Source organism: Nocardia alni, assembly GCF_019038435.1.
Classification (GTDB): domain Bacteria; phylum Actinomycetota; class Actinomycetes; order Mycobacteriales; family Mycobacteriaceae; genus Nocardia; species Nocardia alni.
In genome coordinates, this window is sequence record NZ_JAGPOX010000034.1 from 31,108 (window position 1) to 54,599 (window position 23,492).

General features: G+C 68.2%; 19 protein-coding genes. 11 read left to right on the top strand and 8 right to left on the bottom strand.

Going from position 1 to position 23,492, the window contains the following annotated elements; translation table 11 throughout:
- Nucleotides 1-11 precede the first annotated feature (11 nt).
- A complete protein-coding gene (locus tag JZ791_RS15590; RefSeq protein WP_216895445.1) occupies nucleotides 12-458 on the top strand; it encodes a DUF8021 domain-containing protein in 447 nt (148 codons plus the stop codon).
- A 208-nt stretch (nucleotides 459-666) separates the two neighbouring features.
- Entirely contained in the window at nucleotides 667-1,725 is a 1,059-nt protein-coding gene (locus tag JZ791_RS15595) for a hypothetical protein (RefSeq protein ID WP_216895447.1), read from the top strand.
- 19 nt (nucleotides 1,726-1,744) lie between these two features.
- Here JZ791_RS15595 and JZ791_RS15600 read toward each other — a convergent pair whose 3' ends face one another.
- Both JZ791_RS15600 and JZ791_RS15605 read right to left on the bottom strand, forming a co-directional pair.
- The gene (locus tag JZ791_RS15600) at nucleotides 1,745-2,188 is read right to left on the bottom strand and encodes an SRPBCC family protein (RefSeq protein ID WP_254205765.1); all 444 of its coding nucleotides are present in this window, start codon (nucleotides 2,186-2,188) and stop codon (nucleotides 1,745-1,747) included.
- Entirely contained in the window at nucleotides 2,185-2,568 is a 384-nt protein-coding gene (locus JZ791_RS15605) for an ArsR/SmtB family transcription factor (RefSeq protein ID WP_216895449.1), read from the bottom strand. Before JZ791_RS15605 ends, JZ791_RS15600 begins: the two co-directional genes overlap by 4 nt.
- Before the next feature lie 77 nt (nucleotides 2,569-2,645).
- On the opposite strand from JZ791_RS15605, the gene JZ791_RS15610 reads away from it, so the two are divergent.
- Complete coding sequence (locus tag JZ791_RS15610) at nucleotides 2,646-2,858, top strand: D-glutamate cyclase family protein (protein WP_254205766.1); 213 nt, start codon at nucleotides 2,646-2,648, stop codon at nucleotides 2,856-2,858.
- 15 nt (nucleotides 2,859-2,873) lie between these two features.
- Here JZ791_RS15610 and JZ791_RS15615 read toward each other — a convergent pair whose 3' ends face one another.
- Complete coding sequence (locus tag JZ791_RS15615) at nucleotides 2,874-3,779, bottom strand: LysR family transcriptional regulator (RefSeq protein WP_216895451.1); 906 nt, start codon at nucleotides 3,777-3,779, stop codon at nucleotides 2,874-2,876.
- 219 nt (nucleotides 3,780-3,998) lie between these two features.
- Here JZ791_RS15615 and JZ791_RS15620 point away from each other — a divergent pair, with 219 nt between their 5' ends.
- Complete coding sequence (locus JZ791_RS15620; RefSeq protein WP_216895453.1) at nucleotides 3,999-4,742, top strand: glucose 1-dehydrogenase; 744 nt, start codon at nucleotides 3,999-4,001, stop codon at nucleotides 4,740-4,742.
- A 189-nt stretch (nucleotides 4,743-4,931) separates the two neighbouring features.
- Here the strand turns inward: JZ791_RS15620 and ppc are convergent, their stop codons facing one another.
- Nucleotides 4,932-7,781, bottom strand: coding sequence for a phosphoenolpyruvate carboxylase (gene ppc / locus JZ791_RS15625; RefSeq protein WP_216895455.1), 2,850 nt, complete (start codon nucleotides 7,779-7,781; stop codon nucleotides 4,932-4,934).
- Here ppc and JZ791_RS15630 point away from each other — a divergent pair.
- Nucleotides 7,745-8,458, top strand: coding sequence for a DUF3291 domain-containing protein (locus tag JZ791_RS15630; RefSeq protein ID WP_308162940.1), 714 nt, complete (start codon nucleotides 7,745-7,747; stop codon nucleotides 8,456-8,458). The two genes, ppc and JZ791_RS15630, sit on opposite strands and share 37 nt — an antisense overlap.
- A 237-nt stretch (nucleotides 8,459-8,695) precedes the next feature.
- Here the strand turns inward: JZ791_RS15630 and JZ791_RS15635 are convergent, their stop codons facing one another.
- Together JZ791_RS15635 and JZ791_RS15640 are read right to left on the bottom strand one after the other, a co-directional pair.
- Complete coding sequence (locus JZ791_RS15635; RefSeq protein WP_216895456.1) at nucleotides 8,696-11,503, bottom strand: bifunctional acetate--CoA ligase family protein/GNAT family N-acetyltransferase; 2,808 nt, start codon at nucleotides 11,501-11,503, stop codon at nucleotides 8,696-8,698.
- Nucleotides 11,496-12,740: an acetoin utilization protein AcuC gene (locus JZ791_RS15640; RefSeq protein WP_216895457.1), complete on the bottom strand. Its 1,245-nt coding sequence runs from the start codon at nucleotides 12,738-12,740 to the stop codon at nucleotides 11,496-11,498. Before JZ791_RS15640 ends, JZ791_RS15635 begins: the two co-directional genes overlap by 8 nt.
- Nucleotides 12,741-12,986: 246 nt before the next feature.
- Here JZ791_RS15640 and JZ791_RS15645 point away from each other — a divergent pair, with 246 nt between their 5' ends.
- Both JZ791_RS15645 and galE read left to right on the top strand, forming a co-directional pair.
- On the top strand, nucleotides 12,987-13,673 hold the full coding sequence (locus tag JZ791_RS15645; RefSeq protein WP_216895459.1) for an iron-dependent transcriptional repressor DtxR: 687 nt from the start codon (nucleotides 12,987-12,989) through the stop codon (nucleotides 13,671-13,673).
- A gap of 12 nt (nucleotides 13,674-13,685) precedes the next feature.
- Nucleotides 13,686-14,666 carry a UDP-glucose 4-epimerase GalE gene (gene galE / locus JZ791_RS15650; protein ID WP_216895461.1) on the top strand — a complete coding sequence of 327 codons (981 nt, stop codon included), beginning with the start codon at nucleotides 13,686-13,688 and terminating at the stop codon, nucleotides 14,664-14,666.
- Nucleotides 14,667-14,803: 137 nt separating this feature from the next.
- Here the strand turns inward: galE and JZ791_RS15655 are convergent, their stop codons facing one another.
- Nucleotides 14,804-16,006, bottom strand: a complete 1,203-nt coding sequence (locus JZ791_RS15655) for a DUF4192 domain-containing protein (protein ID WP_216895463.1) — start codon at nucleotides 16,004-16,006, stop codon at nucleotides 14,804-14,806.
- Between the two features lie 189 nt (nucleotides 16,007-16,195).
- Nucleotides 16,196-16,924, bottom strand: coding sequence for a sensor domain-containing protein (locus JZ791_RS15660; protein WP_308162941.1), 729 nt, complete (start codon nucleotides 16,922-16,924; stop codon nucleotides 16,196-16,198).
- Nucleotides 16,925-17,226: 302 nt separating this feature from the next.
- Here JZ791_RS15660 and JZ791_RS15665 point away from each other — a divergent pair, with 302 nt between their 5' ends.
- From JZ791_RS15665 to speD, 4 genes are all read left to right on the top strand, one after another.
- Nucleotides 17,227-18,192, top strand: coding sequence for a proteasome assembly chaperone family protein (locus tag JZ791_RS15665; protein ID WP_216895465.1), 966 nt, complete (start codon nucleotides 17,227-17,229; stop codon nucleotides 18,190-18,192).
- A gap of 44 nt (nucleotides 18,193-18,236) precedes the next feature.
- A complete protein-coding gene (locus JZ791_RS15670) occupies nucleotides 18,237-20,744 on the top strand; it encodes a DEAD/DEAH box helicase (RefSeq protein ID WP_216895467.1) in 2,508 nt (835 codons plus the stop codon).
- Nucleotides 20,745-20,997: 253 nt separating this feature from the next.
- A complete protein-coding gene (locus tag JZ791_RS15675) occupies nucleotides 20,998-22,077 on the top strand; it encodes a type III PLP-dependent enzyme (RefSeq protein WP_308162942.1) in 1,080 nt (359 codons plus the stop codon).
- 8 nt (nucleotides 22,078-22,085) lie between these two features.
- Complete coding sequence (gene speD / locus JZ791_RS15680) at nucleotides 22,086-23,303, top strand: adenosylmethionine decarboxylase (RefSeq protein WP_216895469.1); 1,218 nt, start codon at nucleotides 22,086-22,088, stop codon at nucleotides 23,301-23,303.
- Nucleotides 23,304-23,492: the final 189 nt, after the last annotated feature.

The following is a 23,492-nucleotide window of genomic DNA, read 5'->3' on the forward strand; positions in this document are numbered from 1 at the left end:
ACGATCGCGGCATGAAATTGAAACAGGTTACAGTTGTCGCCCTGGCCACGATGGCTGCCCTGAGCGCGGGCCGAGCGGCAGCCGCCCCTGCCACCTTGGCTCCGCACGATCCACGCGAGGATATCGCCATGGCCTACCTCGACGCGCTGATCAGCCACGACGCGAGCGACGTGCCCTTCGCACCCGATTGCACGCGAGTCGAGGCCGGGATCCAAACCGGCTATTCCGGCCCGCAACTCACCCACGACCTGGACACCGGCCCGCAGTACCAACTCGTCCAGCGCATCTACGACGTCCACATGAGCGAGGCCGGACCCATCGTGACCGCGCGTTACCGCCTGGACTCGGGCATCGCCGGACAACGCTTGGTCACCGTCGCGATCACCGAAACCTTCGACATCCCGAACGGCTCGATCCATCGCATCGTGGCGGATATCGTACCAATCTCCCTGTCCTGATCTGGCGACCAGAGTAGCCGAGATCGGTTCGGCCACACAATGTTCCGTCACAGTGGCGGCAGACCTGAGCCTCCGGAAGTTCGGCGATCCGCGCGATGAGTGCGCGGAGAAATCCGAGCGAGGTTGTCGGTGGTCTCTGCTTCGATGAGCGAGTGAGAACGATCGAGTTCGATTTCGGTACTGGCTGTTTCGCGGCAGAGGTGGTGTCGTGACGGGCCTACCCTGGTATTTCACCGATCCGGAAGACGGTGCCGGCTGGTTCGCAGCCCGGTGTGAGGCCATTGATCACATCCTGACCGCGATCGCGCAGTCACCGTGGTCGCCGCGGCTGGTGCTGTTCGGCGGCGATGCGCTGATGCGGGCATGGTTCTGCGAGTGGGCGTCGCAGTCCGGCGGTCTGGAGTTCGCCGTGCGCTTCGAGCTGTGGCAAGCCCCGGAAGAACCGACACTCGGCCACATATTCGACGATATCCTGGCCGACGCCGCAGCGATATCCCGAAAGCCGGACAGCACGGTCGTGATCGACCGATTGCGCTGCGATTATACGGACATCGGCGAATCCTATTACGACCGCGGGGCATCCGGTGACCGGCTATTGTTCTCATGGCAGGGCCGTGGGCACACGGGCACAATCAACCTGGATTTCTGCTACGACACAACACTGTACGATCCGCCGGTACCGACTCCGATTCCGCGCGTGAGCTTTCCCGGCACACCGCTGGTACTACCAGCCGCGAGTCAGCGGCAATCGCTCGCCTGGAAAATCGCTCGCCTGGCCGCCGACGCCGACCGCATTCCCGAGCCGATCGAAGACGAACCGGAGTACAACGAACCGGTGGAGGACTACAGCAGGTCCAACCCGCTGGGCAGGGATCTGTACGAGGCCGTGCTGCTGGCCGAACGGTCCCAGCTACCTCTGCATCTGCTCGACAGCGCCTTGGGGTCCCAGAACATCCTGCTGACAGCCCTGGATACGGAACTGTCGCTGCTCATCCGCATCGCCAACGACGTCGACTGGAACACCTTCGCCGACGACCTTCCGGCGCTGGCCGGCGCACACGAACAGTTCGTGTGGCGGTTCGCGGCAGCACTCGCGCCGACCTTTCCGTCGGGGCCGAGTCAGTTGCTGTCGTTGCTCACCGAGCATTGCGTGCACGAGCTGCCAGCTCTGCGGACCGTGCTGGACTCCAAGGGAGTTGTGGCCGCGGCTCGATGGTTCGCGGACTACACGGCACCAGCGGGCCGGCACGCGTCGCCGACCTGGTGACCCGCGACCGAGCAGAAGCTCACACCGCTTCGGCGAGCACCTTTTCCAGCTGGCCGTGCATCCCTGCCCAACCCGGGCTCATGATGGAGCGAACGCGCTGCATCAGGACGTTGTCGGGATCGAAACCGCTGTGGCTGAACAGGATTCGGGTGCCGTTCCCCTCCGGTCGGAGGCGCCAGCTGATCACCCATCCCGTCGGCGCATCGGCTCGAGCGTCGTTCCAGGTCATGCGGAGCAGTTCGGGGGCGGCGACCTCGAGCACCTCGCCGCGGATGTGGCCGGAGAAGTCCTGGCCGGGCATGGGGCGCGTCTTCATCTCGAAGACGTTGCCCACCACCGGCTCGAAGCCGACGGGCTCCATCATCCAGAGCGCCATCAACCGGGGGGTGGTGAGCGCACCCCATACCTTCTCCGGTGGATGCGGATAGAAATGGTCGAGTTCGATCGTGCCGATGTCGCTCATGATTCGGATTCCGTTCTGTCGTGGTGTGTTTCGTCGCTGGCACGGTCGTCCGGCATCGCGTCGAGCACCTCGCCCAGGGCATGCAGACGCTCGCGCCAGTACCGTTCGAACGGGCTCAGCCAGGACTGCAAGTCGTGTAGCGGCTGAGGTTCGACGCGGTAGTAGCGAAAGCGGCCGCGCTTGTCCTCCCCGACCAGACCGCAGTCTCGCAACACCCGCAGATGTTCGGAGACGCTCGGACGGGCCATCGCGAACCGCTCGGCGATGGACTGCACCGTCCGCTCACCACCGAGCAGCAGATCGAGAATCTGCCGCCGCGTCGGATTGGCCAACGCCGCGAACACCTGGTCGATCCCGGAGTATTCGAGTCGCTGCGCCATACCCTCACTATAGGTAGGAAATTTCCTACTGGTCAAGCGTAGGCAATTTCCTACCCGCCGATCGCGCACGGGCGCCGTTGCACATCGGCGATCCCGCGGCCCTCGGAGTCGGCGATCTGTCCCTGCCCGACATCGGCGATCCGATCGAACCGGACAGCGACGAGGTGCCGGTCTTCTGGGCCTGCGGTGTCACCCGGCAGGCGGTGATCATGGCATCGCGGCCACCGCAGGCGCTCACTCACACACCGGGCTACCTATTCATCACCGACCTCACCGACGACTCGGCCTGAGCCGTCATCGGCGATCTATGACTTCGGTCCGGTGAGATGGGCCGGGACGATGGCTCCGAAGGCCACGACGAGCGGGTTGCGGTCACCGCGCCGGGCGGCCAGCGCGACATGCCCGGGTTCCACTCCCTCGAGCGGAACCGACGTCAGATCCTCGCGCACGGCGCTGATGGGGTCGCCCGCAGGAACGATCGCCACACCCTGTCCGGCGGCGATGATCTCGTATTTGTCCTCGACTGCCTCGACCACGGGACCCATCGGCGCGGGACGTCCGTCCGGGCGCGGGTCGATGCGCCAGAACGCACCCCAGAGCGGATCGGATCGCCGCACGCGGGCCACGGGCTCGTCGGCGATATCGTCCAGCGTGATCGACTCCTTGCCCGCCAGCCGGTGGTCCACCGGCATCACCACGACACGAGGTTCGTCGTACAGCACGGACACGGTCAGACCGTCTGCGGGAAAGGGTAAACGGGCGACCACCACATCCACCCGATGATCCAGCAGCGCGGTGTGCGGTTCGTTCCAGGCCAGATGCAGGGTCTCGACCTCGGCGTCCGGAAATCGGTGGCGCAACTCGCGTACCGCAGGGGTGACGACGACTCCGGTGGTGTACCCGATGACGACGCGATGCGGCTGCGCTGCGGCCCGGGCGGTCGCCGTCGCCCGCGAGGCCGCGCGTAGCAGATCCACGGCCAACGGCAGGTACGCCTCCCCTGCCGCGGTCAACCGGGCGCCGTGCGCGGTACGGTCCAGCAAGCGCACGCCGACGTGCAGCTCGAGCCGGCGAATCTGCCTGCTCAGGGACGGCTGCGTGGTGTGCAGCACCTCGGCGGCGCGGCCGAAATGACCGTGCTCGGCGACCACGATGAAGCAGTACACGAGGCGCAGATCGAGATCCACAGACGACACGTCCGATTCGGGCACCTCTCCAGGGTAGACGCGCTGAAATCAGCACCCTGATCTGCGCCGATACGGCGAACGTATCGGCCGCTGCGAAACATTCATTGGACGCGGCACATCCGCCGACCGCAGGGTGGAGACACCGGCCGCAGCGCCTCTCGGTACGCGGCTCGGACGTATTCGCCACCGTCGCAACATAATCCGGCGACAACGACGCTCGCGCGACAGGAAGGGACGGCCGTCATGGGACGCTACGACGGGAAGACAGTGCTGATCACCGGCGGAACCAGCGGAATCGGCCTGGTCACCGCCGAACTGCTGATCGACCGGGGCGCCCGGGTCATGGTCACCGGCCGGAACAAGACCACGCTCGACGCGGCCGCCGAGGCGCTGGGCCCGGCCGCGGTCGCGGTGCGCAGCGACGCGACCGTACTCACCGATATCGATGCGCTGGCCGAGCGGGTACGAAATGAGTTCGGCGCCCTGGACGTGCTGTTCGCCAACGCCGGAATCACCCGCTTCCGCCCCTTCGAGGATATGGACGAGGCGACCTACGACGAGGTGTTCACGGTCAACACCAAGGGCCCGTACTTCACCGTGCAGCGGATGGCCCCGCTGATCCGGGCGGGCGGCGCGGTGGTCCTCACCACCTCGATCGTGAACATCAAGGGCCAGCCCATGATCAGCGCCTACTCGGCCAGCAAGGCGGCCCTGCGCTCGCTGACCCGTTCACTCGCCCGCGAGCTGCTGCCCCACGATATCCGGGTCAACGCCGTGAGCCCCGGCCCCATCGATACCGACATCCTCGCCCACACCCTAGGCCCGGAGGCCGCCGAACAAACCAAGGCGACCATGCGCGCGAACAACCCCATGCAGCGATTCGGCCGACCACGGGAACTCGCCGAGGCCGTGGCATACCTGGCCTTCGACGCCACCTACACCACGGGCTCAGAACTCGCCGTCGACGGCGGAGCCTCCCAGCTCTGAGCGCCACGACGTCCTCGATCGGACCTCCTCCAGCGCCGAGCGAGGAAGACCGCACAGGCCTCGCGGGATCCACAGCCGGACCCATGCGCCGACCCTGGTGCACCTTCGGCGGCCGCAGATCCTGACGATCGTCCGCGTCGCCGACGACCGGCTGTGTTGAACCTCCCCGCATAACCGCGGGCTCGCCGGTTATCCCGAGTTGCGCAGTGCCGTCGCCAAACCGTTCATCGTCAGCAGGATTCCGCGTTCGACGAGTTCGGAATCGTCACCGGCGCGGCGGCGGCGCAGCAGTTCGATCTGCATCTGGTTGAGTGGTTCGAGGTAGGGGAAGCGGTTGCGGATGGACTCCGCCAGGGCCGGGTTGTCGGCCAGGAGATGATCGCTGCCGGTGACCGCGGCGTGCATGCGCACGGTGCGGTCGTGCTCGTCACGGATCATGCCGAAGATGGTGTCCCGCAACGTTTCGTCCTCGACGAGTTCGGCGTAGCGGGCGGCGATGTCCAGATCGGCCTTCGCCAGCACCTGCGCGAGGTTCGACATGACCGTCCGGAAGAACGGCCAGCGCCGGTACAGGTCCGACAGCACGGCCATCCTGGCCGGATCGTCCCCGGCCCACTGCTCGATCGCCGCGCCGGTGCCGTACCAGCCGGGCAGCATCACCCGGGATTGGCTCCAGGCCATCACCCAGGGGATGGCGCGCAGGTCGTTCACGGAGCTGGTCGGCTTGCGCGAGGCGGGGCGGCTGCCCAGGTTCAGGTCTCCGACCTCGGCGATCGGGGTCGAGGAGCGGAAGTATTCGACGAAGCCGGGCGTTTCGTGCACCAGGCGCGCGTAGGCCTGTCGCGCGAGTTCGGCCAGTTCGTCGAACAGCTCGTAGGCCGGTTCGGCATCGGCGCCCAGGCCCTCCACGTCCAGCAGCGTCGATTCGAGGGTGCCCGCGACCAACGCCTCCAGGTTGCGGTACGCGGTGCCCGGTTCGGCGTATTTGGTGGAGATGACCTCGCCCTGTTCGGTCAGCCGCAGCGCGCCGCGCACCGCGCCCGCGGGCTGCGCCAGGATCGCGTCGTAGCTGCGGCCGCCGCCGCGGCCCACCGTGCCGCCGCGACCGTGGAACAGCCGCAAGCGGATTCCGGTCTTGCGCGCGGCGTCCACCAGATCCAGTTCGGCGCGGTACAACGCCCAGTTGGCCGCCAGATAGCCGCCGTCCTTGTTGGAGTCGGAGTAGCCGAGCATCACCTCCTGCCGCATGCCGCGCGCGGCGACCAGGCGGTGATAAGCGGGCACCTCGAGCGCGGCGAGCAGGGTCTGCGCGCCGTTGCGCAGATCCTCGATCGTCTCGAACAGCGGCACCACACCGGCCGGGCTGTACGGCGGGGTCCGCGCGTCGCCCGGGTCGAGGATGCCGGACTCCTTCAGCAGCAGCGCGGCCTCCAGCAGATCACTGACCGAGGTGCACATGCTGATGATGTAGTTGGGCACGGTGTCCGGGCCCAAGTGGTCCAGGGCGGACTTGGCCGCGCGCAGGACGCCCAGTTCCTTGACGGCCAGGTCACTCAGGTGCGCGCCGGGACCCAGCAGCGGGCGGCGAGTGCCGAGTTCGGCGGCCAGCAGTTCGATCCGCTGGGGTTCGGGCAGGCTCGCGTAGTCGGGGTGGACGCCCGACCAGGCCAGCAGTTCGGCGACCACCTGCTCGTGTACCTCGGAATTCTGGCGCATGTCCAGGCCCTGGAGGTGGAAGCCGAACGTCTCGACCGCACCGCGCAGGGCGGCCAGCCTGTCGTCGGCGAGCAGCGCGTCGCCGGAGGCCCGCAGGGACGCGTCCACGACGGCCAGGTCGTGCAGCAGCTCCTGCGCGGTGTCGTACGGTTCCACGCGTCGGCGCGCGGCATCGAGAGGCGTCGTGCCGGAAGAGTTGTCGGCCGGCTGTGCGTCGGCACTCGAACCGCCGGATCCGACCGCGCCCAGATCGACGCCGTCGACGGGTATCTTCCCCAGCGCTCGCTGGGCCGTCGCGGTGAGGCGTGCGCGGATGCCGTGAATCGCACGTCGATACGGTTCGTCGGTGCGCTGTGGTGAATCGTCGAATCCGGTCACGGCCAGGCGCTCGAGGTCGTCCGAGACGGTCACCAGGCGTACGGACAGCGACAGCGTCTTCTCCAGCCCGACCAGTTCGCTCAGATAGTGGCCGAAGGCGACCGCGCCCGCGCGATGGGTGGCACGCTGCACGACCTCGCCGGTGACGTTCGGATTGCCGTCGCGGTCGCCGCCGATCCATGAGCCGGGGCGCAGAATAGGCCGCTCCAGCAGCGGATACTCCGGCCAGCGGGCACGCAGCGCGGTACGCACGTCGGCGTTGATCCGGGGGATCACCTCCAGCAGGGTCAGCTCGTAGTAACGCAGGCCCACCTCGATCTCGTCCTGAATCCGCAGCCGGGCGAGGCGGATCAGCGCGGTGCGCCACAGGGTGAGGATCTGACGGCGCAGTTCGACCTCGATCCGCGCGTACTCCGGTTCGGACTCGGTATAGCGCTGGCGGCGGCGCATCAGCTCCGTGATGCGGGACTGCACGTCGAAGACGGTGCGGCGGCGGGTCTCGGTGGGGTGCGCGGTGATGACCGGCGACATCAGCGCGTCGTCCAGCAGGTCGGCGACCAGCGCGCCGTCCGGGCGCGCGGCGTCGAGTTTGCGGTACGTCGCGGCGAGGCTGGACTCCTGCGGCGGCTCCCCCGCCGCGATGTGCACCGCCCGGCGGCGGTCGCGCTGCAGATCCTCGCTCAGATTCGCCAGCAGCAGGAAATAGCTGAACGCCCGGATCAGCGGGAGCGCCGTGCGAATATCGGTGTCGCGCAGCATATCCGCGACCGCACTGCGTTCCACCTCCGATCGGCGCACCCGGAACGCCTCGACCCGCACCCGTTCGACGAGGTCGAACACCTCCGGACCCTCACAGTCGCGAACCGTCTCCCCCAGGATCGCGCCCAGGAACCGGATATCGTCCCGCAGTGGCGCGGTGGCAGTCTCGATCTGATCTTCGCGCATGCGCCCAGTATCGACTACCGCGCGGTCGTCCGGGCAACTGGCGTCGCCCGAGGCGTTTCACCATTTCTGAGAAGATCTACTCATTTTCGGTAGCATCGCGTCATGCTCGGCCATCATCTCACCCCCGACTGCACCTCGCTGGCGCTCGGCTCCGTCGGGCGCGAGGCGCCCTGTGCCTATGGTTCACTCCGCTACGCTCCGTTCACGCGAACATCGCTCTCCCCCTCGAACCCCTGACCTCCGACCGGCTCGCCGGCTTCGTCGGCGCGCTCGACGAAATCAACGCGTTGGCTGACGCCGCACCGGGTTTCGTGTGGCGGTTGCAGACAGAGGACGGCGACGCGACAGCGATTCAGGTCCTCGACGACGACCGGCTGCTGATCAACATGAGCGTGTGGACGTCACTGGAGGCACTGGCCGACTTCGCTTACAGCAGTGATCACGTGCGGATCATGCGACAACGCCGCGAGTGGTTCGTCTCGATGACCCAGGCCTACCAGGCACTGTGGTGGGTGCCCGCGGGCCATGTGCCGACCGTGGCCGAGGCCGAGCAGCACATCACCCACCTGCGCGAACACGGTCCGACCGACTACGCTTTCACCTTCCGCACCCCCTTCCCGTCCCCGTCGCAGCCGACCTTGCCGCATCTGAGTAACGACCTGACCTGCCCCGCCTGAGCGGGGCGCACGCCTGGTCATGGATCAATCGGCGGTGCGGATGACGATCTTGCCTGTGCGGTCGAGGCACGATCCGCGATCACCTCACGAAATCACGGCTCTGGCCACTCCACGGGGCGCGTCGTATACCGTCCCGAATGTCGGTGCAGATCCGGACATGTGACACCGATGGCGTGTGAGGCCGGACTGCAATGCTCGACCGATCCTCGGGCCTCTGGTGGTACGGCCCGGATGGGTTCACGCCAGGCGGCGCGGGCCGATGTCGAAGCGGCTGGGTTCGGGGCCGATGCGGACGCGGGCGTACAGGATCGCCGCGCCCTGCGGGGAGGCCAGGATCGGCTCGATCGACAGTTCGCGGATCTCGGGCAGGTCGTCGCACATGGCCGAGATGCGTTGCGCCAGTTCGGACAGGGCGCGTTTGTCCACGGGTTCGCCGATGGTCTTGCCTGGCACTCCCGACTTGCCCGCCAGCAGTGGCGCGGCGCGCGGCGCGTCGATCAGCGCGGCCGATTCGGCCTCGCTCAGCGGTAGCGCCCGATACACCCGGTCGCCGAGCAGATCGATGATCGTGCCGGACAGGCCGAAGCTGATCACCGACCCGAACGACGGGTCGTCCTGCACCCGCAGCACGCAGCCGACGCCCTTGACGGCCATCTTCTGCACGTGCACGACCTGGTTGCCGGACAGTTCGGCGAGGTCGGCGTAGGCGCGCTCCACCGCCGAGGGGCGCCACAGATCCAGGCGCACCCCGGTGAGATCGGGCCGGTTGCGCCACATCTCACCGGTAGCCTTGGCTGCCACCGGATATCCCAGCTTCTCGGCGGCCTCCCGCGCGGTGTCGGCGTCGCGGGCCTCGCGGAACTCGACCACCCGGATGCCGTAGCAGTCCAGCAGCCGCACCGCCTCCAGATCACCCAGCCACTCGCCGCCAGGCGCGCGAATCATCCACTCCTCCACCAGATTCCGTGCCCGCTCGGCATCGATATCGGCAGGGCGGCGCGTGGCCGAGGCCGGAGCGATGCGCCACTGGGCGTAGCGCTGCACGCGGGCCAGCGCCCGCGCGGCGCGTTCCGGATCCGGATACGACGGGATCGAACCGGACTCCACCGCGCCGCCGATCCCTCTGGTGGCCAGCAGATTCGGCATGCCCAAATCGGCGATGAACGTGGTCAGCACGGGTTTGCGGACGGTGGTGGGCGTCGAATCAGCGTCCACACCCGGTCCGGCCGCGGACCGGATGGCCTCGGCGTAGGCCGCCGACGGGGTCGACACCGGCGGTGCGAAGATCACGATCACCGCGTCCACCTCGTCGGACGCGACGGCCGCCGCGGTGGCGGTGAGAAAGTCCTCGGGCCCGGCCTGTGGTCCGAGATCCACCGGTTCGCCGACCTCGAGTCCCTCACCCCGTGCCGCGTCCACCGCCAGCCATGCCAGCGCGGCGCTGTTGCCGATCACCGCCAGGCGCGGCCCGCTCGGCAGTGGCTGGTAGGCCAGCAGCATCGCGCAGTCGAACAGTTCGGAGATGGTGTCCACCTGCACGATTCCGGCCTGGGCGAACAGGTCGCGTTCCACCGAGCGCTCCAACGCGCTCGGCGAGGCGGTGCGGACGCCATTACGTCCGCTGCTCACCGCGACGATGGGTTTAGTGCGCGCGACCCGCCGCGCGATCCGCGAGAACTTACGCGGATTGCCGAACGTCTCCAGGTACAGCAGCACCACATCGGTATTCGGGTCGGAGTCCCAGTACTGGAGCAGGTCGTTACCGGACACGTCGGCGCGATTTCCGGCCGAGACGAAGGTGGACAGGCCCAGCCTGCGCGCGGCGGCCTCGGCCAGAATCGCCGCGCCCAACGGCCCGGACTGGCAGAAGAACCCGACCCGCCCGCGCCCGGGCAGGACCGAGGCCAGCGTGGCGTTGAGCGAGACCGCCGGATCGGTGTTGGCGATGCCCAGCGCGCTGGGCCCGACCACCCGCATGCCGTGGCCGCGCGCGGCGACCACCAGATCCCGTTCGGCGGCATATCCGGCCGGGCCGGTCTCGGAGAATCCGGCGGTCAGCACCACCAGGCCCTTGACTCCCTTGGCCATGCAGTCGTCCAGGACGGTGGAGATCCGGGTGGCCGGGACCGCGACCACGGCCAGATCCACCTCGTCCGGAATATCGCGCACGGTGGCGTACGCCCGGACCCCGCGCACCGAGGTGCGATTCGGATTCACCGGGAACACCGGGCCCTGGAACAACCCCGACAGCAGATTGGCCAGCACCACCCCGCCGACCCGGCCCGGGGACGGCGTCGCACCGATGACCGCGATCGACCGGGGGTGCAGCAGATTGCCGACGCTACGCGCCTCCGAGGCTCGTTCGCGCGAATCACGCACCGACAGCAGCGCTTCGGTGGGGTCGATCGCGAACTCCAGATGCAGTACCGAACCGTCGCGACTGCGCTGCACCTGATAGCCCGCGTCCCGGAAGACGGTCACCATCGCGTTGTTCTCGGCCAGCACTTCCGCGACGAAGGTGTCGATATCGTTCTCCGCGGCGGCCCCGGCCAGATGTTCCAGCAGGATCGAGCCCAGGCCACGGCCCTGATGCGCGTCCGCGACCACGAACGCCACCTCGGCGGCGCGCGGGCCCGGGTGCTCGGGCAACAGCTCGTAACGCCCGACCGCGATGATCTCCGCGCCCAGTTCGATCACCAGGCCCACCCGGTTGTGGTAGTCCACATGCGAGGTCCGGTACAGGTCCTTGGGCGTCATGCGGGGATACGGCCCGAAATACCGCAGATAACGGGTGCGGTCGGACAGACGGGCATGGAACAGCTGCATCGCCGCGGCATCATCCGGGGTGATCGGGCGTAGTCGCACCACTCCGCCGTCGGAGCCCAGGACGTCGGCGACCCAATGCTGCGGCGGGGGCGGCGGGACTTCGGGCGTATCGGGGCCGAATGCCGCGAGCCAGCCCGGGGGCGCATCCGCGCCGGCCGCCGCATCCGGTTCCGGCGGTGTCGCGCTCGTTCCCGCGCCGGGGTGATCGGAATCAGTCACGGGGATCCTCCGGATCCAGGCCGAGCAGCGGGTATACCGCCCGGCGGGTGGCCAGCACGGCGGTGTCGATCGCGCGCTGGGCTCGGTCCGCGCGCGGGTCGCCGGTGTCCGGCGCACCACCGGGACCGTCCCAGCGAGTGAACTCCGGCGGCGTGCCGTCGCCCATGGTGCGGGGCGGTTCGACCGCGGGCGCGTAGGTGTGAATCTGCTCGATCCACTCGGCCGGCGTCGCGGTCGCCGGGTCGATATCCCGGTCCAGGGCCGTTGCCAGCAGATGGGTCCAGGCCCGGGGCACCACCCGGACCACGCCGTATCCACCGCCGCCGACGGCGAGCCAGCGGCCCTCGGCGTAGCGGTCGGCCCACTCGCGCATCGCCAGGAACGCCGCGCGCTGGCCGTCGACGGTCAACGCCAGGTCGGCGAGGGGGTCTTCGCGGTGGGTATCGACGCCGCACTGACCGACGAGCAGTTGCGGCCGGAACGCGGCCAGCGCGCCGGGCACGACGGCGTGCAGACCGCGCAGCCACTGGGCGTCGCGGGTGCCGGGCTGCACGCCCAGGTTGATCGCTGTCCCCTCGGCCGGACCGGCGCCGATCTCCTCGGGCCACCCCGTATTGGGCCACAGTGTGGCCGGATGTTGATGGATCGAGATCGTCAGCACCCGTGGATCGCCGTAGAACGCGCGCTGCACGCCGTCGCCGTGGTGCACGTCGACATCGACATAGGCGATGCGGTCGAAACCGTTGTCCAGCAACCAGGAAATGGCCACGGCGGCGTCGTTGTAGACACAGAATCCCGATGCGGCCTCGGCCATCGCATGATGCATGCCGCCGCCGATGCTGACCGCCCGGCGGGTGCGGCCCGCGGCGATCTCCCCGGCCGCGGCGAGGGTACCGCCGACGATCACCGACGCCGCCTCGTGCATCCTCGGGAAAATCGGATTGTCCTGCGTCCCCAGCCCGTACGGCGCGGACTCCGGGATCAGGGCCCCCGGCGCCGCGGGCTCGGCGTGCCGGACGGCCTCCAGATATGCGGGAGTGTGCACGCGCAGCAACTCCGCCTCCCCGGCCGGGGCGGGAGCCAGCAACTCCACCCCTTCCAGCAGTCCCAGGGCACGTGCCAGTGCAATCGTGAACCGGAGCCGGGCCGGTTTCATCGGATGCTCCGGGGTCCAGGTGTATTCCAGGAACCGGTCGGTCCACACCACGGTGGCGTCGCTGCGCGGTCGGCTTGCCATGCGGACAACGCTAATGCACAGGACCCCTGGACGGCCTCGATGTGATCTGCGACCGAACACGGGAAGCGGAGGGCACTTTTTGTCGTTGGTATGCAGTACAAATGCTAGGCAGTGCGGCGCGCCGGATTCCGGCGCCACCGGGCCGTGCCCGGTTGCCTCGGCGTTTCCGCAGGACAAACGAAATATGCTGACGCGCGGGACGGCGGCCGTGCGTGAGTAGAATTCGTCCCGACGAAGGGGTAACAGGTGAAAGATCTGGTGGACACCACGGAGATGTATCTCCGTACCATCTACGACCTCGAGGAGGAGGGCGTGACGCCGCTGCGCGCGCGGATCGCCGAACGCCTCGAGCAGAGTGGCCCGACGGTGAGCCAGACGGTTGCCCGCATGGAGCGGGACGGATTGCTGCTGGTCGCGGGCGACCGTCACCTCGAGCTGACCGAGAAGGGCCGCTCGATGGCGGTCGCGGTCATGCGCAAGCATCGGCTGGCCGAGCGCCTGCTGGTGGACGTGATCGGGCTGGACTGGCAGAACGTGCACGCCGAGGCCTGCCGCTGGGAGCACGTGATGAGCGAGGATGTCGAGCGCCGCCTCGTCGAAGTGCTCAATAACCCCACCACCTCCCCCTACGGCAATCCCATCCCCGGACTGGACGAGCTGGGCGTGTCGGCCCAGGGATCGGCCGAGGAGAGGCTGATGCGCCTGTCGGATCTGCCCGCGGGCCAGACGGTCGCGGTGGTGGTCCGGCGGCTGTCCGAGCACATCCAGACCGACCCGGAGACCATCAATCAACTCCGCGAGGTGGGCGTGGTCCCCGATGCCCGCGTCACCGTGGAGACCAAGCCCGGTGTCGTGGTCATCTCGGTGCCCGGGCATGGTGGATTCGAATTGTCGGACGAGATGGCTCACGCCGTCCAAGTGAAATTGGTCTGAGGTAACCCGAGTATGAAACTTCTGGTCACGGGTGGCGCCGGATACGTCGGTGGCGTCTGCGCGCAGGTGCTGATCGAGGAGGGTCACGAGGTCGTCGTGGTCGACGACCTGTCCACCGGCAATGCCGAGGGCGTGCCCAGCGGGGCCAAGTTCGTCGACGGCGATATCGCGACTGTCGGCGTGGAGCTGGTCGAATCCGAATCCTTCGACGGCGTCCTGCATTTCGCCGCGCAGTCGCTGGTCGGCGAGTCCGTGCAGAAGCCGGAGAAGTACTGGCACGGCAACGTGGTCAAGACCCTCGCCCTGCTCGAGGCGATCCGCCACTCCGGAACCGAGCGGCTGGTGTTCTCCTCGACCGCCGCGGTCTACGGCGAGCCCGAGCAGGTGCCGATCACCGAGGACGCGCCTACCCGGCCGACCAATCCGTACGGCGCGTCGAAGCTGGCCATCGACCATGCCATCACCTCCTATGCGGTGGCGCACGGGCTGGCCGCGACCAGCCTGCGCTATTTCAATGTCGCCGGCGCCTACGGTGGGCTCGGCGAGAACCGTGTAGTGGAAACCCATCTCATTCCGCTGGTCCTGCAGACCGCACTGGGCCACCGGGAATCGATCTCGGTGTTCGGCACCGACTATCCGACCGACGACGGCAGTGCGGTCCGCGACTACATCCACATCCGGGATCTGGCGCAGGCGCATCTGCTGGCACTGGCCCAGTCCCGTCCGGGCGAACACCGCATCTGCAACCTCGGCAGCGGCACCGGATTCTCGGTGCGCCAGGTGATCTCGGCCTGCGAGCGGGTCACCGGCCGCCCGATCCCGGCGGTCGACGCGCCGCGCCGGGCGGGTGATCCGGCGGTGCTGATCGCCTCCAGCGAACGCGCCATCGCCGAACTGGGCTGGCAGCCGCGGCACAACGACCTCGACGAGATCGTCACCGACGCCTGGGCATTCCTGCAATCCCTCGGCGACCGCGCGCACAGCGCCCGGTAGCACTCACAGCTCCACTTCGCTGGCACTCGGCTCCGCCGCGCGGGCGGCACGCCGTACCCACGCACGCTCGCTCACGGCTCCACACCGCCAGCACCCTCCGCCGCCAGCGCGGCACACCGTACCCACGGCACGCTCGCTCATCCGGGCAGCCAACCAGGCCGCACATCGAGTTCGATACCCAGGTCGGCGGCTATCGTGCGACCGCTGCACGCGAGTACGCGAACCGCCCTCGGGCACATCCCGGTGGTGAGCGCCGTGTCGAGCAGGCGGGCCATGGTGTGGTCCGGATCGGACTGCGCCGCCGCTTGCAAGGCGACCGCCGCCAGCGAACTGTCGCCGCGGGTGTAGGCGCTGTATCCCAGGAGCGCCGCCGCCTCGGCTCGATCGGGTCCGGTCAAGGCGCGGCACATTCGGGACCACAGTCGCTCGGCGGCCTCCGAGTATTCGGTGCCGGCCACGGCGAACAGGGCGTCGCGCACGGTCTTGTTCCGCAGCGCGACCGCCGTGCTCGCGATTCCCCGCGTATCAGCGTCACCGGCGTCGTTGGCCGCGCATATCCGGTCGAGTACCGCGGCCAGGGTTTCCCGGTGATACCGGTCCATCGCGTCGTGGCGCACGGCCGCGCGGAAACGCTCACCGGCATCCTCCTCGACCTGTTCGAGCAGCTCACCGACCTCGGATGTCAGCCTCTCATCGGGCGCCACCAGGGTGCGCGCGGTGGCCGATGAGGTCTGCGGAGCGCGTTCGCAGCACGGGTGGGCGCAGCACGCGTGATTTCCCGCGAGCGCCGAGGCGGCGGGGTCGGTCTGCACCCCGCACAGCGTCGGATCGCGCACGTCCCACCACGCGTACCCTTCGGCGATGTCGGGTACCACCCATGCGTCGTCCAGCACGATCTGCTCGGCCGTGAGGGCGCATTCGATGGCCGCGACCAAGTCGCGATGCCAGGACGCCCACGGCCCGCGTGGAGTGCCGGCACGATCGTCGACGATCAGCACAAGTACGCCGATGGCGTTTTCGTGCGCGCAGATCGTGGCCAGATTCCTGGCCAGCTCGGCGAACTCACCCGGACGATCCAGATCGTGGCAGGCCACCGCCGCGAGCTGTGCCCGGCCGGGCCGTCCGGGCGAATGCTGGAGCAGACCGGCCACGACCGATCGCCGAGGCGCGAAGCCCAGGAGCGCGGGGATGGCGGCGATGCATTCGGCCGGGTCGTCCGCGTGCAGCGCGAACCGGCACGGAGTCGTCTCGAGAGCGCCCGGAGCCCTGGAGAGGGCAGCCGGGGCGGGGCCGGAATCGTCCGTCCGGGCGGCGGGTGTGGTGTCGATAGCGGTTGTCATGCGTCCACGATGACCGCCGGACGATTCGGTCCCGGAGTGATGAGCTGGGCGTTCATCAGACCTGGGGATAACCGCCGACCTGTGTACAGCCAGCCGATCCGGCGGTCTCGCAAGACGATTCGTGTCGGACCCCGCTGTTAAGGTCCGAGCGGGGAGCAGCCGGGCCCAACCCCCGACCACAATGCCCGATCACCCCTTGCGCACATCTCCCACCGTCGCGGTGAAGACCTGATCCAGCGCCTCCATATCGGGCGCGTCATGGCCGAAGCTCAGGTAGGTGGCGGTGATCCGCACATCGCCGACCTGCGCGGCCAAGGTTCGCATGAAGCGGGTCAGCCCAGCCCCGCCCCGCTGCCCGCCGGCCGTGCGGCTCCACGCGAGCGAGTCGTCGGCGTTCACCGGCGGCGGCGGATCCAGCTCGGTGGTGACGGTGGTGACCAGCGCGCCGTGCCGGGCCCGCACCGTGCCGCACTGCCCCAGCTGCGCCCGCAACCGATCGAGCGGCTCGGGGCTGCGGCTCAGCTCGACGGTGATGGTCGCACTGGTGTTCTCGTCGGTACCGACCACGACCGCGACCTGGTGCGGATCCGCCGGCGGCGGCGCCACACAATCAGCGGGATCCACCGTCGAGCCGACCGGAATCCCGGTCAGATCGGCCGCGGCCTGCGCGGTGTGCGGCGCCGGCAACACCACGGCCTGGTACGTAGCCGGAAACTGCGACTGTCCGGGAAGAAGCACCGCCAGATCCGCCCCGACATGTTTGGTCGCCTCGGGCGTCGCACTGCCGGCCGGACCGGACGGATGCCCCGGCACCGACGACCCGCACGCAGTGAGCACCCACCCCACCACCACGCACCCGGCCACCCAGGCCAGCCCGGTCGCACGCCCCCGTGTACCCGGTGTCTCCGGCAGTTTCACGCCGCACACTATGCCGAACCCCACTCCCGACCCCCAGCCGCCACGCCGGAAACACTTCGCGCGATGCGTCGATAACGTAACCACCGACGAGCCCCAGGGCGCCGAAAACCCGCCGCAGCGAAGCGGAGGCCAAATTACAGGGAATGGGGATTGGTGGTTGGGGCGTTGTCAGCGGTACGGTCCCCCGCTGAACGCGGAGTCGGAAGCACATGAGGGACAATGGGGGTGGTCACCCGGGCCATCTCGGCGCCTTGTCCCGCCGCCGGGCCGCTTGTGGCGGACCACGCAGGAAGGAGTACTCGATGGAGGACTACGAGTCGCATATGTACGAGCTGGAGTTTCCCGCTCCGCAGCTGTCGTCTGCCGACGGCGAGGGCCCGGTGCTGGTGCACGGGCTGGAGGGGTTCACCGACGCCGGTCACGCGGTTCGCCTGGCCACCACGCATCTGCGGGAGAGCCTCGAGGCCGAGCTGGTCGCCTCCTTCGACGTGGACGAGCTGCTGGACTATCGCTCGCGTCGTCCGCTGATGACCTTCAAGACCGATCACTTCTCCGAGTACGCCGAGCCGGAGCTGTCTCTCTGGGCGGTCAAGGACACCGCGGGCACGCCGTTCCTGCTGCTGGCGGGCCTGGAACCGGATCTGCGCTGGGAGAAGTTCGTCACCGCGGTGCGGTTGCTGGCCGAGCAGCTCGGGGTGCGCCGCACGATCGGGCTCAGCGCGATCCCGATGGCGATCCCGCACACCCGCCCGCTGGGCGTGACCGCGCACTCCAACGACCGCGATCTGATCGGCGAGCATCAGCGCTGGCCGGGTGAGCTGCAGGTGCCAGGCAGCGCGTCGTCGCTGCTGGAGTACCGGATGGCGCAGCACGGCCACGAATCGGTCGGCTTCTCGGTGCACGTGCCGCACTACCTGGCGCAGACCGCGTATCCGGAGGCGGCGCAGACCCTGCTGGAGAACGTCGCCGACAACACCGGGCTGGATCTGCCCCTGGCGGCGCTGGGCGAGTCCGCCGCGCGGGTGCGCGAGCAGGTCAACGAGCACATCGCCGGCAACTCCGAGGTGGAGATGGTGGTGCAGGCCCTCGAGCGCCAGTACGACAGCTTCGTGACCTCCCAGGAGCGGCAGTCCAGCCTCCTGGCCGGTGAAATGGACCTGCCGACCGGTGAGGAGCTCGGCGCCGAATTCGAGCGCTTCCTGGCCGAACAGGGCGGTTTCGACGGCATCGATGGCTCCGACGCGCCGGGCGAGGGCGAGCAGCTCTGATCCGATGCCCGGGTTCCCTGTCCGAGCCACTAGACTCCTCGCCCGTGCAGCTGTCCGACCTCGTACCCGACCAGGCGGTACCCGATGTGGACCCGGACTGGCTGTTCGAGACGTTCGGTGAGTGGGCCTCCGATCAGGGCTTGACGCTGTATCCGGCGCAGGAAGAGGCGCTGCTCGAGCTGATGACAGGCGCCAACGTCATCCTGTCCACCCCGACCGGCTCCGGTAAGTCCATGGTCGCGGTCGGCGCGCATTTCGCCGCGCTCAATCGCGGGGAGCGCAGCTACTACACCGCACCGATCAAGGCCCTGGTCAGCGAGAAGTTCTTCGCCCTGTGCGAGGTGTTCGGCGCGGACAAGGTCGGCATGGTGACAGGGGACGCGGCGGTGAATCCGACCGCGCCGATCATCTGCGCCACCGCGGAGATCCTGGCGAATATGGCGCTGCGCGAGGGCGCGAACGCCGATGTCGGCCAGGTGGTCATGGACGAGTTCCACTTCTACGCCGATCCGGATCGCGGCTGGGCGTGGCAGGTGCCGCTGATCGAGCTGCCGAAGGTCCAGTTCCTGCTGATGTCGGCCACCCTCGGCGAGGTCGACTTCTTCGCGGAGGATCTGCGCCGCCGCACCGGACGCGAGACCGCGATCGTCAGCGGCACCGAACGCCCCGTGCCGCTGATGTTCTCGTATGTGCGCACGCCCATCACCGAAACCCTCGAGGATCTGGTCACCACCAGCCAGGCGCCGGTGTACGTCGTGCACTTCACCCAGGCCGCCGCGCTAGAGCGCGCGCAGGCGCTGACCAGCGTCAATTTCTCCTCGAAGGCCGAGAAGGAGGCGATCGCCGAGGCACTGGGCGGCTTCCGCTTCGCGACCGGTTTCGGCAAGACGCTCTCGCGGCTGATCCGGCACGGCATCGGCGTGCACCACGCCGGAATGCTGCCCAAATACCGTCGTCTGGTGGAGCGGCTGGCCCAGGAGGGGCTGCTGAAGGTGGTGTGCGGCACCGACACTCTCGGCGTCGGCATCAACGTTCCGATCCGCACGGTGCTGCTGACCGGCCTGACCAAATTCGACGGGGTACGCACCCGCAGGCTCAAATCGCGCGAATTCCATCAAATCGCCGGGCGCGCCGGACGTGCCGGTTACGACACCATGGGCACGGTCGTGGTGCAGGCGCCCGAACACGAGGTGGAGAACGCCCGCCTGCGGGCCAAGGCGGGCGACGATCCGAAGAAGCAGAAGCGAGTGCAGCTGCGCAAACCGCCGGACGGGTTCGTGTCCTGGTCGGAGGAGACGTTCGATCGTCTGGTGGCGGCCCAGCCCGAGCCGATGGTGTCCCGCTTCCAGGTCACCAACGCGATGCTGCTGAATGTGATCGCCCGGCCCGGCAACTGCTTCTACGCGATGCGGCACCTGCTGGAGGACAACCACGAGCCGCGCCCGGCGCAGCGCAAACATATCGTCAAGGCGATTCGCCTGTACCGCGCGCTGCGGGATGCCGGTGTGGTGCAGCAGCTCGCCGAACCCGACGCTCAGGGCCGCCACGCGCGTCTGACAGTCGATCTTCAGCGCGATTTCGCCCTCGATCAACCGCTCTCGCCGTTCGCACTGGCCGCCCTGGAACTCCTCGACAACTCCGCCCATACCTATACCCTGGATGTCGTGTCGATCATCGAGTCCACGCTCGAGGACCCGCGCCAACTGCTGATGGCCCAGCAGCACAAGGCACGCGGGGAGGCCGTCGCCGAGATGAAGGCCGACGGCATCGAATACGACGAGCGCATGGAGCTGCTCGAAGAGGTCACCTGGCCCAAACCCCTGGCCGAGTTGATCGAACCGGCCTTCGAGACCTATCGCGCGGGCCATCCGTGGGTATCGGAGTTCAGCCCCTCGCCCAAGTCCGTGGTTCGCGAAATGATCGAGCGCTCACTGACTTTCGCCGAATTGGTCAGCAACTACGAGCTGGCCCGCTCGGAGGGCGTGGTGCTGCGCTATCTGGCCGACGCCTACCGCGCGCTACGCCGCACGGTGCCCGAATCCGCGCGCACCGAGGAGCTCGAGGATCTCACCGAATGGCTGGGTGAGCTTGTGCGCCAGGTGGATTCGAGCCTGCTCGACGAGTGGGAGCAGCTGACCAATCCCGGCGCGGAGAACGACTCGCAGCAGCTCGCCTTCGGCGCGGAAACCGTGCGCCCGATCTCGGCCAACGAGCGCGCCTTCCGGGTGCTGGTCCGCAACGCGATGTTCCGCCGGGTGGAGCTGGCGGCGCTGCGCCGCTGGGACGCCCTGGACGAACTCGACGACGGACCGGACTGGGAGTCCGAGCTGGCGGCCTACTTCACCGAATACCACGAGATCGGCATCGGTCCGGCCGCGCGTGGCCCACGGCTGTTCCAGGTCGAGCAGGAGCCCGATCTATGGCGGGTGCGTCAGGTGCTCGACGATCCCGCGGGTGATCACGGCTGGTCCCTGGACGCCGTGGTCGACCTGCCCGAATCGGACGCCGCCGGTGAAGTGGTGTTCGACACGGTGACGGTGAGTGTGGGATGAGCATTATCCTGCGCCGAAAACCCGGCGACGTGTGCGTCCGTCGCGTGTCCCGCTAGCCGTTCTCGCCCCGAGGCGTGGCAGCCCGACCGCCGTGACGTCGCGCACACGTGTTCCGGTTCACCTCATCGCCGGTTCGTTTCGCATGCCTTCTCGCTGATACGCTCTCGCTCGCTGTCTGTCGTGGGAGGCTGCCCGGAAGAAAGAGAGTTCCCTTAGATTGCTGGTTACACACGCGCCCGAGTCGCCCTGTCTCGTGATCGATCTCGATCGGGTGCGCGACAACTACCGCGCACTGCGGTCGGCCCTACCCACAGCACGAATTCGGTTCGCGGTCAAGGCTTCTCCCGTGCCGCAGATCATCCGGCTACTGGCCGCCGAAGGTGCGGAATTCGACGTCGCCAGCGTGGGTGAGATCGATCAGTGCATCGGCCTGGGCATCGACCCGGCCACCCTCTGCTACGGAAATCCGATCAAGAAGGCCGCGCATATCGCCCACGCCCATGCCGCGGGTGTGCGCCGCTACGCCTTCGACACCGAGGACGATCTGGCTCGCATCGCCGAGCACGCCCCCGGATCGCACGTGGAGTGCCGTTTCCTGTCCTCGGCGCCGGAGTCGCGGACGCCGTTCGGCGCCAAATTCGGCTGCGCGCCCAGTGAGGCGATACGCCTGCTGGTTCGGGCGCGCGACCTGGGCCTGACGCCGGTGGGCCCGTATTTTCACGTCGGCTCACAGCAACTGGATCCGGTGGCCTGGCGGATCGGCGTCGAACAGGCCGGCGCCATCGCGGAGGCGTTGGCGGTCAAGGATATTCCGGTGAATTCGGTGAATATCGGTGGTGGATTGCCGATTTCATATGTCGACAAGGCCCCGGAACTGTCCGAACTGGGCGCGGTGATCGCGGACGCGGTCGCCCGCCATCTCCCGGAGCACACCGATCTGGTGGTGGAACCCGGCCGCGCCCTGGTGGGCAGCGCCGGTGTGATCCACGCCGAGGTCGTGAACGTGCGTACGGCGCCGGACGGGCGGCGCTGGATATACCTCGATATCGGCCGCTACAACGGAATGGCCGAAACCGAGAACGAGTACATCGCCTACCGGATCGAAACCTCACGAGACGGCGACACGAGCGATGAGGCGGTAATTGCCGGTCCGACCTGCGACGGGGACGATGTACTCTATCAACGCACGCGGGTCCTGTTGCCGACCACGCTGCGTGCCGGTGATCCTGTTCGGATCCTCGATACCGGCGCCTATACGGCGAGTTATTCGTCGGTGTCCTTCAACGGTTTTCCGCCTTTGACTGTTCATGTCATCGGCGCTGAGCGAGAGTGAGTTTAGCCATGACGGCAGAATTCACCGGTTGGCACGTGCTGGCCGAGTTCGGTGGTGTCGACGCGGCCCTGTGCGACGATCTCGAACGACTCGAAGCAGCGCTTCGAAAATCGTTGATCGCCGCCGGGGTGACGATATGCGATGTGGTGCACAAGAAGTTCGAGCCGATGGGCGTCACGGTGCTGGCGCTGCTGTCGGAATCGCATGCCTCGATCCACACGTATCCGGAATCCGGCGACATCTTCGTCGACGTATTCACCTGTGGCAGCCTGGGCGCCGGCGCCACCAAGGCGGTCGAGCTTCTGCAGCAGGAGCTTTCACCGGGCTCGGTCCATATGGAGGTGGTGCAGCGCGGGCGCAACGCCCGGCGGATCCACGAGCCGGTCGGCGACGGCCTGACCCGCGTGTGGGATCTGCACGATGTCATCGTCGATACACGAACTCCGTTCCAGCACATGGTGATCGCGCGCACCGATCAGGGTGTGAGCCTGTTCTCCGATGACGACCGCCAGTCCACCGAGTTCTCCCAGCTGACCTATCACGAGGCCATGCTGGTGCCCGGTTACGCGCTGGCGGAAAAGCTGGAGCGGGTGCTGATCGTCGGCTCCGGCGAGGGCGTCGCCTCGCAGATGTCGGTGGCCGCGGGCGCGGCGGTGGTCGATCACGTCGACATCGACCAACTCGAGGTGGAGCTGTGCGCCAAGCACCTCCCCTACGGTTACGCCGAGGCCGACCTGGCCGAGGCGGTCGCACAGGCCGGCCCGATCAAGATGCACTACGCCGACGGCTGGGACTTCCTGGCCGAGGCCGAGGCGGCGGGCGTGCGCTACGACATGATCTGTATCGACCTGCCCGACGAGCGGGTCGAGGACGCGCAGCACAACCGGCTGTACGAGGACGAGTTCCTGCAGCGCTGCCGGGCCCTGCTGGCCGAGGGCGGCGTGCTGGCGGCGCAGGCGGGCTGTCAGACCATGTGGCGTAACGAGACCCTGAAGCGTTCATGGGACCGGTTCCACGACCTGTTCCCGACCGTCGTGCCGTACGTCAGCGACGAACACGAGTGGACGTTCATCTTCGGTACCCCGAAGGTGCTCGCGGATCCGGTGGCGAAGATGGTCGAAACCCTGTCGCGGCTGCCCTACCGCGCCGAGACGGTCGACGAGCGGGCGCTGATCCGCGGCGCGATCGAACCGCACGCGTTCCGCGTGAAGGCCGGCGTCGGCTGAGCCGACCGCTGGCGATGCCCGATCGAATATGCCTCGCGCCCATCCGGGTTCGTTCGGATGGGCGCGCTGCGATCCGAGAGGTGTCGCCCCGAGCAACGTGCGCGGCATCGAGCATCGGCAGGCCGCCGGGCGGTGCGAGCCGTCGCCGCGCCCCCTGGCGTCCTTGCGTCAGCTGGGCCGAGTCACAGG

Bases quoted from the DNA above. Each gene is read 5' to 3' on its own strand.
- JZ791_RS15590 (WP_216895445.1), top strand. From the start codon at position 12: ATGAAATTGAAACAGGTTACAGTTGTCGCCCTGGCCACGATGGCTGCC.
- JZ791_RS15600 (WP_254205765.1), bottom strand. From the start codon at position 2,188: ATGAGCGACATCGGCACGATCGAACTCGACCATTTCTATCCGCATCCA.
- JZ791_RS15605 (WP_216895449.1), bottom strand. From the start codon at position 2,568: ATGGCGCAGCGACTCGAATACTCCGGGATCGACCAGGTGTTCGCGGCG.
- JZ791_RS15620 (WP_216895453.1), top strand. From the start codon at position 3,999: ATGGGACGCTACGACGGGAAGACAGTGCTGATCACCGGCGGAACCAGC.
- ppc (WP_216895455.1), bottom strand. From the start codon at position 7,781: ATGCGCGAAGATCAGATCGAGACTGCCACCGCGCCACTGCGGGACGAT.
- JZ791_RS15640 (WP_216895457.1), bottom strand. From the start codon at position 12,740: ATGGCAAGCCGACCGCGCAGCGACGCCACCGTGGTGTGGACCGACCGG.
- galE (WP_216895461.1), top strand. From the start codon at position 13,686: ATGAAACTTCTGGTCACGGGTGGCGCCGGATACGTCGGTGGCGTCTGC.
- JZ791_RS15655 (WP_216895463.1), bottom strand. From the start codon at position 16,006: ATGACAACCGCTATCGACACCACACCCGCCGCCCGGACGGACGATTCC.
- JZ791_RS15665 (WP_216895465.1), top strand. From the start codon at position 17,227: ATGGAGGACTACGAGTCGCATATGTACGAGCTGGAGTTTCCCGCTCCG.
- speD (WP_216895469.1), top strand. From the start codon at position 22,086: ATGACGGCAGAATTCACCGGTTGGCACGTGCTGGCCGAGTTCGGTGGT.